Origin of the sequence: uncultured Campylobacter sp., from assembly GCF_938045405.1 — a bacterium.
Classification (GTDB): domain Bacteria; phylum Campylobacterota; class Campylobacteria; order Campylobacterales; family Campylobacteraceae; genus Campylobacter_B.
On sequence record NZ_CALIMW010000152.1, the window covers coordinates 1 to 1,159 of the forward strand.

Genomic DNA, 1,159 nt, shown 5'->3' on the forward strand with positions numbered 1-1,159 from the left:
TCTAGCACACGCCGAGGTAGCGGGCTTTTTAAAGCGATGTTATCGCGCGTACTTGTAAAATCATAGAATTCCGCTCTAAATCCAAAGCGGAATTCTAAAAAATTTTATAAATTCTACGATTTTGCTTAGTTTGATATGCGAACCGAACTGAGTAGTGTAGGTTATTCAAGGAGACTTTATGAAAACTTTAGTAATCGTTATTTTAGACGGCTTTGCCGACTGGGAGGCTTCGCTACTGGCTCCCGCACTACGATATTTCACGGACTATAGCATCCTTTATGCCTCAACCGATAAAAACGAGAAAGTATCGTTCGGAGCTTTACGCGCAAAACCTGATTTAACAATAGATGAAATTTCGCCAGATGCCGCGGCAATCGTGTTAATCGGCGCTAGAAATTCATGGCGCGAACTGCCTAGCGAAAACGCCTCAAAAATTGCTAATTTAATAGAGGAATTTAAACAACAAGGCAAGGTAGTAGGCGGTATTTGCGACGGGGCGTATTTCTTAGCGGCGGCAGGAGCGCTAAATGACTGCCATCACACCGCAAATAGTCTAGCAGACATCGTTAATTTGCCAAAATACAAAAATAAGCATGCCTTTATACAAACAAGTCGCGAAGCCGTAGTAGACGGTAAAATGATCACCGCAAACGGAAACGCATTTATTGATTTTACTATTCAAATGCTGCGCGCCTTAGGAGATATAGACGAAGCAATAATTGCCCAGTGCGAACAAATGTGGCGATAAGTAGGCAGTGCGCGTTTAGCAAATAAAATTTTGCCGAAGCAACACTCGAGCATATAAGCACAAATGAGATACAAAAAATACTGAAAATGAAATTTTGCCGAAGCGGTACGACATCGATGCTCGCTAGGTCTAACACAATACCTTAGTTTGCGTGCTTCCGTGCAAATACAGCATGGAATTTTACGCTCATTTTGCCACTAAAATTATATACGGCGCGAGCCTAAGCCAACAGACGCTATGAAATTTAAAACAAAGTGTGCCGCCAAAGCGGTACTTCAGCACGCGCCCATCGTCGTAAGCAAAAACGACGTCTTTCCCGTCTCGCCTTTAAATTTAATGGAGCTCACCATGCCTCAATAACCCTCACACGGCGAAATTAAATAGGTCTCAAAAAGCAAAAGTCACAAAGCT

General features: G+C 42.6%; 2 protein-coding genes. Both read left to right on the forward strand.

Annotation, left to right across the window (positions count from 1 at the left end; translation table 11 throughout):
* Positions 1-178: 178 nt before the first annotated feature.
* Positions 179-748 carry a DJ-1/PfpI family protein gene (locus Q0140_RS05995; protein WP_297962780.1) on the forward strand — a complete coding sequence of 190 codons (570 nt, stop codon included), beginning with the start codon at positions 179-181 and terminating at the stop codon, positions 746-748.
* A gap of 237 nt (positions 749-985) precedes the next feature.
* Positions 986-1,108 (forward strand): hypothetical protein, encoded by a 123-nt coding sequence (locus tag Q0140_RS06000; RefSeq protein WP_291937711.1) that lies wholly within the window; start codon positions 986-988, stop codon positions 1,106-1,108.
* Positions 1,109-1,159: the final 51 nt, after the last annotated feature.

Coding starts and splice junctions, on each gene's coding strand:
- Q0140_RS05995 (WP_297962780.1), top strand. CDS start 179: ATGAAAACTTTAGTAATCGTTATTTTAGACGGCTTTGCCGACTGGGAG.
- Q0140_RS06000 (WP_291937711.1), top strand. CDS start 986: ATGAAATTTAAAACAAAGTGTGCCGCCAAAGCGGTACTTCAGCACGCG.